Raw genomic sequence first — 10300 nt, 5'->3', positions numbered from 1 at the left:
TTGATCTCGCGACGCGGTCGCAACTCATTCGCGGAGCCTGCGAATCTTTCGCCAACGGCTGCGGCGGCGTAAGAGCTGCTTATTCGATAAACAAGAGCCAGGGCTCCCGGAGCGAAACAGCATGTCACTAGAGTCCTGCCGCATCTGCGGTCACGCGCTCGGTATTGCCGACAACAGGTGCAGACATTGTCCGACGATCGCTGCCTCGGCTGCGCCGGTGAACTGGTTCAATACCAGGCACGTCCTGCCATTAATTTCGCTCACGGCTGCCCTGGTCTTTCTTCTTTACCGAGTGCTCTTTCACTGACTCCTCATGACGCCGTCGTCGCTCGACCTTTGGGCAGCCTGGAAGTAAGAGGGAGACATCAATGCCAACATATATCTACGAGACGACGGACCCGACGCGCCCGCCGCGCCAATTCGAAGTTAAACAAAGCGTCCACGATGAACCGCTCGTCGCTGATCCGCTAACTGGAGAACCGGCACGCCGCGTAATCTCCGCCGGCTATAGCATCCATCTGCCAGGGAAATCTGTGGGCCCATCCGTCGGCTCCGTCGGATCGCACGATGGCTGAACTATCGATCGCATCCAGTTCTGCGCTGCAGGGACCGCAGATCCAACTGGTGCAATGCGCAATGATGGAGACTTGCGATCATCTTCGCGTCCTCGCTCACACCGCGGGCAGAGCTTGAAATCAAGAATTAGGAAACGGTCCTCGACAATTCCAAGTGTTCTGGCTTCCGAGAGCGCGTAGCTGTAGCCCTCGACCACGAACAAGCGTGAATGGATGCTATACGTGAATCACGTATAGGGTTGGTGTTTCACTCCATTTTCAAAAAGAGTCGGAGCTTACGATCGATTGTTCGCCGCGATGAACAGGATCGCAAAGCTCGTCCGGTTGGCGGGCGTACTTGCTTCTGGAGAAGTCGTCTGGCCTCGCCCTGCATTCCGGAAGGGTTTACCATTAAGGTATGAATCAACTTTCGAGATTCGTCAGTTTGCATCCCTACTTTAAGGTGCCTCCGGATAAGATGCCGCATTTGAAGGCGATTCTGCCGGAGTTTGCGGCCAAAACACGGGACGAAACGGGTAATCTTTTCTATGAGTTCACGATCAACGGCGACGAAGTATTCTGCCGCGAAGGCTACGTCAACGCTGAAGCGCTGCTGGCACACTTGGAAAACGTGGATGCGATGCTGGCTCAGGCGCTGACGATGGCCGACTTGATTCGCATCGAAGTTCACGGACCAGCCGCAGAGCTCGCGAAACTAAAAGAGCCGCTGGCCCATCTGAAACCCGCCTGGTTCGAATTGCACAGCTGATCGGCTCAAGCCTAAACGCAGGATTTAACCGCGAATGAACGCTAATACACGCGAATTATTATTGCAGAAAGAGGTGTACGCGGTCGTGGGATGCGCCATTGAGGTCCTAAACGTTCGCGGCCACGGGCTGCACGAGAAAATCTATGAGAACTGCCTGTGTGTGGAGTTTCGTCTGCGCGGGATTCCCTTCACTCAACAGGACCGACACCAGGTTTTGTACAAAGGCGAGTTGGTAGGCGAGTATGTACCGGATCTTGTCGTGCACAGAAATTAATCGTCGACACAAAGACAATCGACCACATCATCGACCACGAACGCGGTCAGATGTTGAATTATCTCCGGATCACTACTTTACCCGTTGGGATCATCCTGAATTTCAAACACGCACGCCTGGAGTGGGAGCGTCTCGTGCTAAGCGGCGGACGGATATTGGATGGGAATAAAGAGGAATTGATTTTGTAGTTTCCATCCCTATTCGCGTCCATTCGCGTTCATTCGTTGTTAGTCACTTAAAGCATCAGTTTGTGTATCGTGGAGACTGTGCGCGGGCAGCGCGAGCACGCACACAAATGTTCCCGCGCTAACTGCAATCATCAACAGCAAGCCTAACCGAAATCCGCCTACGGTCGCGGCCAGGACAAACGCGCTAATCCCGAGTGCGGCACCGATCTGCCGGATGAATTGTTGGCTGGTGGTCGCGCTACCCATTCGGGCAACCGGGACGCTATTCTGCACCACGACAGTGAGCGCGGGCGAGAGCAGTCCCATTCCAGCGCCTGCGATGAGCGCCGCAGCGATGACCCAGCCGAGTCCATGTTTGAATGCGACCATCAAAATGAGAAGTCCCAGGATATGCACAATAATTCCTATCACACTCGGAAGCCGTTCGCCGATTTGATGGACTAATCGTCCAGAAGCGAAAGCGAACGTGCTCCATCCAATGGTGAACGCGCCAACCACCAAACCTACGTACGCGCGGTTATCGTGAAAAGCGGCGTTGGTTGCGAGCGGCAGATAACCGCTCAGGCCGAAGCCGCTGAAGAAGGCGAGGAATGACGAAGAAATCGACGAGGCGTAGCCGGCATGATGAAAGAAAGTCAACGGCAGGATCGGGTGAGGCGTTCGTCCCTCATGCCAGACGAAGATGCCAAGCAGAATGATACCGGCGCCGACGAGCGCGGCCTGCATCAGACCGATTTGTCCTTCACCGAGATCGACAAATGCCCACATCAAGCTGCTGCCGCCGGCGCCGGCGAGAAGCGCACCAGCAAAATCGAATTGGCCGACAATATGTCCGATGCTCTCGTGCATTCCGGCGATGACGAGGAACCCGGCGATGATGGCAATCGGCACGTTGATGAGGAAAGCCCAGCGCCATGAAACATGCGTCACAATCAGTGTGCCAAGGAGTGGTCCGGCGACACTCGCGACCGCCCACGCGCTGCTGGCAGCGCCCAATGCCTTGCCACGTTTGTTAGGCGGATAAACAACTCCGAGCAGAACAAACGGAAGAGTCGCAACGGCTCCCGCTCCGATACCCTGGATGGCCCGAGCGCCAATGAACTCCATCATCGTGCGCGCGATGGCGCAGAGTCCGCTCCCCACTGTGAACGCGACGATACCGACGAGATACGTACGCCGGCGTCCCCAGCGATCGGAGCCCGGTCCCCAGATCGGCATCGATACCGCGGCGGCGAGCATGTAAGCCGCAAACGTCCACGCGTACAGGTGTGCGCCGCCAAGCTCAGGTAACGCCACCGGCATGACCGTGCTGACGATCGTGTTGTCGAGACCGGCAAGAATGATGGTGAACAGCACACCGAGCAAAACCAGTACGCTGCCGTGCTTGGAGGAATCCATTGCCGAAGTTCTGATCTAGACTGAACCGCGCGCTCGCAACATCAAGGTTAGGAATACCAAATCCGACTCGCGAGCACGGCGAACGAAATCAATCGGCCAGAGTCACTTCTTTCGCCTTCTTCACCGCGGACGAACAGGGAAAAGCTGAAAACTGAAATGCTGAATGGAGCGCGCGGGACTCGCGACATAGAAGGTGAAGTGACGAGGGTAGGAGCGAGTGAGTGCTGGCAACGAACGAGTTTCAAACGCTAAAATCAGGGAACAGAAGTCAGAGGAGGGATATGGGTTCAGTCCTTTTTTTCCTTCACTTTTGGACTTTCCCTTGCCTTGGAGACTGTTGAAATACTGGAGTGGGTCGCGCGGCTCGCCGCGGCGACCGCCTCTGTTGTTGACGTCTTGATCATCTTGATCACCGGAAGATACTGGTCTCATGAATCTGAAACTCAATACCGCGAGAAGCATGGGCATGTTTTTCGGGTTGAGCGCGCTACTACTCTTCATGCCACTCCGCCCGCTCACCGCGCAACAAATTCCCGCTGATGAGCTTCCTCCCCCCGGGACTGATACCGGGCTCGATGGCAAATACGATCCGCAAAATCCTTTTGCTCGGTTGGTGAGGGGCGAAGAGAGAGTGGCGAAAATATTTGAGGACGAGCTTGTGCTGGTCTTCATGCCGCGAGGCGAAGTCGTCGCGCCGGGCCACGTTCTGGTGATTCCAAAGCGAATGGGCGCGCGAAATTTGTTGGATCTCAAGCCTGACGAGCTCCGCGACCTTTTAGTCGCGGTTCAAAAATCCGCAATTGCGCAGCGAAAAGGCCTAGGGGCAACCGGTTTCAAAGTCATCCAAAATAACGGGCTCAGCAGCAGCCAAACCGTTTACCACGCTCATTTTCACATTGTGCCCTCTTTCGGAGGAAAAGCACCGGGGAGTCCGGCGCCGAGAAAGGAGCTGCCGGAGTCCGAGTATGACGCGATAGCAGCAAAGCTGCGCGCGGCCTGGCCGAAATAAATCTCGACCGCACGATTTCCTGATGGGGCGCGAGCGCGGAGTGCATTTCGAGAAGTCTGCATTCTTCCTTACTACTTCACGCTGCAAGCCGTGGCCTCCGGCAGATTCTCATGTGATCCGGCAACTCTTCCACGGATTTGGCAAGGGGATGCCGGCATTCCGCCGCTGGCAATTACTCGCGCAACGCAAGATACCGAAATGGACGATTTGATCGCGAGAGCGAAGAAAATGAAACGTCTTCTGCAAAAAGCGGACCGCTGTAAATGTGTTCAGCTTGAAGATTGTGGTAAAGCCTTTCGCGAGCACCGTTGAAAAGAATTCTTCCTGGCGGAGAAAACTCCATGATCGCGATCGTTTGCACACTCCTCACTGCAATCGGTTTCTATTTCTCCATTGGGCTTGGCGATCAGTGGTGGGTCGCCTGGCTTGCGCCCGTGCCCGTGCTCTGGCTTGCGTTCGGTAAGACGAAACCTTGGACGGCATTCTTCTCGGCGTTTCTCGGCTACGCACTTGGCGCGCTTAACATTCTGCCAGCCTATGCCGGAGCGATGCCCTTCGTGGTGGTGCTTGCGATTGGCGGACCCGCCTTGGTTTTCGCAGCCTCGGTTTTGGGCGCACGGCGCGTGCATCATGCTCTGGGCGCGATCCCTGCCATGTTCGCGTTCGCGGCCTTGTGGACGATGTTCGACTTTCTTTCAAGCTTCAATCGCGCTGGCGGCTCGGGCTCAACGCCTGCGGCGGCGGAAGTCGGCGCGCCGATATTGATTCAAAGCGCCGCGTTTGTCGGCTATCTTGGTGTCACGTTTCTCCTGGCTGCGGTTTCCGCGGGTCTCGCACTCGGCCTCAGAAGGCGCGACATTTGGCCGGCGGCGATTGCGCTCGCGCTCTTCGTGGTCAATGCCGCATTCGGCTATTGGCATATCTCGGAGCCGCCCAAGAGAACGATCAAGGTCGCGCTTATTGAAAGCGACAAGACCGTCGGCGCAATCCGGAACGACGACAGGGTTGCGACTATGAGCGCCATCGATGCCTATGTGCGGGAGATCGCGAAGCTCCGCGATGCTCATGTTGCGCTGATCGTCCTGCCGGAAAACATTTCGCGGGTGTCGCCGGCATGGCGCGAAGAGGCGCAGGCGAAGCTCGCCGACGCGGCAACTCAAGCGCGCACCACGCTTGTCGCAGGCTTCAACACTTATCTCGACGGCGCGCAGCGCAACGTCTCCTGGTCATTCACGCCCGGCGCGGCCACACCAGTCACATACGAGAAGCGCCGCCTTGTGCCCGGAGTCGAATCGGCTGTGTTCACGCCTGGGCCAGGCCCGAAAGTGTTGCCAAACGGCGTAGGCCTCGAAATCTGCAAGGACATGGATTTCCAAGCGATGATCCGCGCGGACGAGATCGCGACGCGACCAATTCTTCTCGCCGTGCCGGCCTGGGATTTTGACAAGGATGATTGGAGCCATGCCCGCGTCGCGATCCTCCGCAGCGTGGAAAATGGCGTGCCCATGGCGCGCACCGCACGTGCCGGCTTGCTCACCTTGAACGACCGCTACGGATGCGTGGTGGCGAGAGCACGTTCCATCGGCGGCTTCACCGTACTTGTCGGCGATCTTCCGCTCGACGGCCGCGGCGGCGGTACGCTCTACGACAAGATCGGCGATGTTTTTGGATGGGGGTGTCTTGTATTGAGCATGGCGCTCGTAGGACTATCGTTTGCGCGACGCAAAGACGCCAAGTAGCGGTTGACTATTGGAAGTGACGAGTGGCCAGTGACCCGCCACGGCGGGCAGGCAAGTGACACGAAAATTAGAAAGTAGAAAGGCTAAGGGAGAAACCATTTCCCGTCAGCGTTAAGCGGCGGGGACACGCCGGCAATGATTTGCCAACTGCCGTTGTTGCGGACCCAGATGTGATGACATGCCTTCCTGATATCCGTCCGGCTGACAAGCCTCATGCGCCGCCCGCCGCTCTGCCTCTCTTTTCACGACGATGCCGGACTGCGGCCGTCGTCGCCACCAAGGACGCACGCCTCGCACAGTAGGAACTCAGACTCGGGACTTGATTCTATACGTGACTCACGTATAGCATCCCGCAGGTATTTCTACAGAGTTTAAGGCATTGCTCCAAGTGAAGCGTCACAGCGGAGCTAATCGTCGAGCGATTTGTTGCCGTTGCGACGCTGCCACCCGACGCAGGCGAACGAAACTGTTCTCAGAAATGCGCGCCCAGTCGCCACACTTGTCACTATACGTGAACCACGTATAACGTAGCAGCGCCTAACCAGAGAGCATGCTGGTTGGCTAGTGCGTTATTTCGACCCCGTCTAGTTACGCCCAGCATTTCGTCAGCGGAATCAGAGACGGTCCGGAAGCCGATGTTGAGACGATTCCATAAATTGATCATGCCCACGCCCAAGGATAACTGCGAGACTTGCGTTTCATTAAAGTGAGCGGCCTTCATACAGCGCATCGGAAACGTGTTCCCGCCCGATTTTCGTCAACGCGGAGCCGAGCGAAAATGTGCATAAATATTCCTGCGAAAGCGCTAAATTGCATCAAATGCTCTATCCTTGAAGTTCCCCGATAAACTGATGAAAAAACTGAAACCAAAACGGGTGAAGGGCGAGAGTTATCTCGTTAGCATCGCGCTGTTCGTTGTCCTTTTCACAGGATCGATCGCTCACGCCGTCGAACCGCCAGATTGCCACATCGGCAGCTATCGGCTGAAAGATGGAAGCCTTGTTGATATTGCGCCAGCAGATGACGGCGCATTGCGCTGGCGTTGCTTTGATGGGACGACAGGTGCGCTGCATAAGGCGGCAAAGGGAAACTGGAGCAGCACCTACGGCTGGACCGATCGCGCCGACGGTAAGACGGTTTCATTTTCAGACTGCAACACTGGGAAGATCGATTTCGATGGCATGCCCGGCAATCGCATCGCATTCGACGTAACGGATACGACGTTCAGCAGTCACGATACCAAGCTTGCCGGTCGCCTCGTCATGCCGGCAGGTAAGAACAAAGTGCCGGTTGTGATTCTGTTGCACGGCGCAGAACGCGACTCCGCTCTTATTAGTTACTATCTGCAACGGATGCTGCCGGCAGAGAATGTCGGCGTGTTTGTTTACGACAAACGTGGAACGGGAAAATCCGGAGGCAGTTATAGCCAGGATTTCAACTTGCTGGCCGACGACGCGATCGCCGCGATGCGAGAAGCCCGACGTCTGGCTGGTGCACGCGCCGGCCGCGTTGGTTATCAGGCCGGCAGCCAGGGCGGATGGGTTGCTCCCATCGCAGCCAATCGCGCCCCGGTTGATTTTGTCATCGTCTGCTTCGGTTTGGCGGTCAGCGTGATCGATGAAGACCAGCAGGAAGTGGAAATCGAAATGCGCGAAAAAGGTCATTCACCTGCCGAGATTGCCAAGGCACTCGAAGTGGCGCGCGCCGCCGAGACGGTGATTGCGAGCGGGTTTACCCAGGGATTCAAGGAATTCGATGCCGTGCGAGCGAAACACAAAGACGCTGTCTGGTATAAGAATCTGCACGGTAACTACACCTATATGTTCCTGCCCTATTCAGAGGCAGAACTCCGAGCCATGGCTCCGAAATTCAATTGGAGCACGCCCTTTCATTACGATCCGATGCCGACACTTAGGGCTGATACGACGCCGCAGTTGTGGATCCTGGGCGGGGAGGATTACGAAGCGCCATGCGCGGAGACGAGTCGCCGCGTCAAGTCGCTTATAGCCAATGGCCAGCCGCTCATGCTAGCAGTTTATCCGCGCGCTGAACATGGAATAACTCTGTTCGAGACTAAGCCAGATGGCACGCGCGTTTCGATTTGTTACGCCCCCGGCTACTTTGCCATGATCCGCGATTTCATTCGCGATGGGCAGCTGCACGGCGCCTATGGCGACGCCGAAATTACAAAACCGCGCGACAACGTGCACTAGGTAACACCGTGCCGTTCAATAGCGAATAGGGGTCAGGTTTCAATATTTCATTCCGAAGTCTCAAGCTTTGCCGCGGAAGTTTTCCATGAGCTGAAGCATGCCTTCGGCTTTCGAAGAGTTGCTGGCGCGTTTCGGCAATTAGTTTGTTAGATAGGAGATTTTTTTGGCGCGATGGCTTCCAAGCCGGCCTGCGCTGTGTGCAGGTAATCGACCACGCGCTTGAGATAAGCGACGGTGAAGGCGCCCTTGTGAAAGCCTTTGCCGCGCACTATACCGTCAAGAGCGCCGCCTAACTTGACACTTGAGATTTGGAATTCGGAAACAAGAGTCTCACTTCGCGGCGGATGACGAGAATGGCGACTGAAAGTCCTAAGTGCGCCCCCCCAACTCCCACATCTGGTGATGCCGGTAGGGCCGTTGGTGCCTGCTCCCGTCCGTCACAAACGACGCACGCCTCGCACAGCAATAACTCAGGGTATGAATTTGATGCTATACGTGACTGACATATAGCGTCTTTCGGCAATGGCTTTTGGAGCACGACCTCATCACAGTCGGCATCGACGCATGACGGCTCAGTGTTTCCCACTCCGGATGTAAGCGTTGGTGTGACCGCGAGGATCTCTCGTAGAGTGAGGCCGCGTTGAAGTTACAAATTTCGAAACGAACCCTGGCGGGTGGGAGCAAGCTCGCGCTGCGCCCCGCGGTTGTGCGCGAATTATAGTCGAGAAGGCAATTCGGACCTAGCGAATGCTCGATAATCGCGGCGGCGACGTAATTCCACTGCTATACGTGATTCCCGTATAGCATCCTGCTGGCCTTCCTACCAGGGTTCCAGGCATCGCCTCGCAGTGATGCGTCAGTCGGCGCTATTTCGTGCGATCGGCAACACTGCGACTCTGCGCAGGCAAGCCGGACGGTTTTGTTAGAAGTGCGCGCCGACGTATTCCCACATCTGGTGATGCCAGTAAGGCCATTCGTGACCGCCCTTCGGGCCCCAGTCATCCAGATGATGAGCTATGCCGCGATTCCTGAGCACTTCAGACATTCGGTAGGTCGGGCCCGGCACTTCCCACGGGCCGGAGCCAGTCGCTAGGTGGATGTCACAACTCCGATATTGATCGAGAAACCATGGGTCATTCTGGTTGGCCATGTAGTCCACCGGGTTATTGAAGTAGAAGTTGTCGTCGTATATTCCATCCATGGAATCGCGCAGGTCGTAGACGCCTGAGAGCGCGTAGCAGCGTTTCACCCGGTCGGGATGCTTGAAGAGGGTGTTGGCCGCGTGATAGGCGCCCAGTGATGCGCCGTAGGTGGTGATCGCTATGCCGGGTGTCTGGCATTGGGAGTCGATGAAGGGGAAGACTTCTTTCGCTACGTAGTCGTCGTATTGCGCCTGGAGCCAGCTGCGATGGAAGGGGTGCGCTCCCTTGTTATTGAACGAATCGCTCTGGACTCCGTTGATGCAGAAAATCCTGATTCGTCCCTGGTCGAGGTAAGGGCCAAGGGTGCGGATCATGCCCTGCCCTTCCTGCTCATGTTCGTCGCCGCAGCTCGTGGGGAAGGCGAGGATGGGCAAACCGTAATGGCCATAAACGGCGACGCCCATGTCGCGATTCAGGCGGTGTGAGTACCAGCGGTGATGGTCATGATGCATATCTCGCGAGGATACCGGGTTGACGATCAGGCTCAAGGCTGGTCTGACCATCGCGCGCCCTGTTTGAGCTGGCGCTTAGCCGGTGGCCATCCCCGCCTTACCTTTCCCGGGTACCTTGCACGCCCAAATGGCTGCGGCGGCCACGAGCAAACTGAAAGCAATGACGAGAAAGGCGTCGTTGAACGCCATGATGAATGCGTCGTGGCTCATGATTGATTTGATGACGGCGTAGCCTTGCTTGAGCGCAGTCACCGGATCGAAGCCTTTGGTCACGAAATTCTGTTGCACTGCCTCAAGACGGGCCTGCGTTATGGGAGAATAGGTGGTAACTGCCTCTCCTATCCGCAGATCGTGAAATTGTTCACGGCGCGTGACAAGAGTGGACAGAAGCGCGATTCCGAAACTACCACCGACGTTTCGGAAAATGTTGAAGATGGCAGAACCGCTGGCCGCATCCCTGGGCGCGAGGGTCGCAACAGCCAGACCGGTCACAGGCACGATC

General features: G+C 56.5%; 8 protein-coding genes. 4 read left to right on the top strand and 4 right to left on the bottom strand.

Translation table 11 applies throughout. The features are described 5' to 3' along the window. The first annotated feature begins 972 nt into the window (after nt 1-972). The gene (locus VGN12_20240) at nt 973-1323 is read left to right on the top strand and encodes an antibiotic biosynthesis monooxygenase (GenBank protein ID HEY4311788.1); all 351 of its coding nucleotides are present in this window, start codon (nt 973-975) and stop codon (nt 1321-1323) included. A 106-nt stretch (nt 1324-1429) separates the two neighbouring features. On the opposite strand, the gene VGN12_20235 is transcribed toward VGN12_20240, so the two are convergent. Together VGN12_20235 and VGN12_20230 are read right to left on the bottom strand one after the other, a co-directional pair. Beyond that, the gene (locus tag VGN12_20235; protein HEY4311787.1) at nt 1430-1588 is read right to left on the bottom strand and encodes a hypothetical protein; all 159 of its coding nucleotides are present in this window, start codon (nt 1586-1588) and stop codon (nt 1430-1432) included. 236 nt (nt 1589-1824) lie between these two features. Continuing rightward, nucleotides 1825-3183, bottom strand: coding sequence for an MFS transporter (locus VGN12_20230; protein ID HEY4311786.1), 1359 nt, complete (start codon nt 3181-3183; stop codon nt 1825-1827). 430 nt (nt 3184-3613) lie between these two features. On the opposite strand from VGN12_20230, the gene VGN12_20225 reads away from it, so the two are divergent. The 3 genes from VGN12_20225 (at nt 3614) to VGN12_20215 (ending at nt 8144) form a co-directional block, all read left to right on the top strand. Then, nucleotides 3614-4192, top strand: coding sequence for an HIT family protein (locus tag VGN12_20225; GenBank protein ID HEY4311785.1), 579 nt, complete (start codon nt 3614-3616; stop codon nt 4190-4192). Nucleotides 4193-4533: 341 nt separating this feature from the next. Then, nucleotides 4534-5931 carry a nitrilase-related carbon-nitrogen hydrolase gene (locus VGN12_20220; GenBank protein HEY4311784.1) on the top strand — a complete coding sequence of 466 codons (1398 nt, stop codon included), beginning with the start codon at nt 4534-4536 and terminating at the stop codon, nt 5929-5931. An 851-nt stretch (nt 5932-6782) separates the two neighbouring features. Further along, nucleotides 6783-8144, top strand: coding sequence for an alpha/beta hydrolase (locus VGN12_20215; GenBank protein ID HEY4311783.1), 1362 nt, complete (start codon nt 6783-6785; stop codon nt 8142-8144). A gap of 922 nt (nt 8145-9066) precedes the next feature. Here VGN12_20215 and VGN12_20210 read toward each other — a convergent pair. Together VGN12_20210 and VGN12_20205 are read right to left on the bottom strand one after the other, a co-directional pair. Next, a complete protein-coding gene (locus VGN12_20210; protein ID HEY4311782.1) occupies nt 9067-9834 on the bottom strand; it encodes an alpha/beta hydrolase-fold protein in 768 nt (255 codons plus the stop codon). 39 nt (nt 9835-9873) lie between these two features. Next, nucleotides 9874-10300 (bottom strand): hypothetical protein (locus VGN12_20205; GenBank protein HEY4311781.1); only part of this gene is annotated, 427 nt, incomplete at its 5' end.

This window comes from Pirellulales bacterium (assembly GCA_036499395.1).
In the GTDB taxonomy this organism is placed as follows: domain Bacteria; phylum Planctomycetota; class Planctomycetia; order Pirellulales; family JACPPG01; genus JACPPG01.
Note: the sequence above shows the minus strand (reverse complement) of the source record. Positions and strands in the feature narration are given on the sequence as shown.

Coding starts and splice junctions, on each gene's coding strand:
- VGN12_20240 (HEY4311788.1), top strand. CDS start 973: ATGAATCAACTTTCGAGATTCGTCAGTTTGCATCCCTACTTTAAGGTG.
- VGN12_20215 (HEY4311783.1), top strand. CDS start 6,783: ATGAAAAAACTGAAACCAAAACGGGTGAAGGGCGAGAGTTATCTCGTT.
- VGN12_20220 (HEY4311784.1), top strand. CDS start 4,534: ATGATCGCGATCGTTTGCACACTCCTCACTGCAATCGGTTTCTATTTC.
- VGN12_20230 (HEY4311786.1), bottom strand. CDS start 3,183: ATGGATTCCTCCAAGCACGGCAGCGTACTGGTTTTGCTCGGTGTGCTG.
- VGN12_20225 (HEY4311785.1), top strand. CDS start 3,614: ATGAATCTGAAACTCAATACCGCGAGAAGCATGGGCATGTTTTTCGGG.